General features: G+C 52.8%; 1 pseudogene. It reads left to right on the forward strand.

Annotation, left to right across the window (positions count from 1 at the left end):
• A pseudogene (locus SB775_RS29895) lies at positions 1-269 on the forward strand (ornithine cyclodeaminase family protein); the annotation flags it as partial.

Here is a 269-nt window from a genome sequence, read left to right on the forward strand (position 1 = left end):
CGTGTATCGGTGCAGATATGGAAGGCAAGCAGGAGATCGATGAGCGCCTGTTTGCAGCAGGACGTGTCTTCGTGGACGATGTCGGGCAGGCTGTACGTGTAGGAGAAACAGAGGTTCCGATCAAAAAAGGAGTCATCACCGAGAGTGACATCGCCGCGGAGATCGGCAACGTGATCTTAGGGCGTGCTGCCGGCAGAAAAACAGCAGAGGAAATCACGATCTTTGACAGTACAGGGATTGCTATTCAAGATTTGCTGACGGCTACCCAT

The sequence above is a fragment of the Peribacillus sp. SIMBA_075 genome (assembly GCF_046534585.1).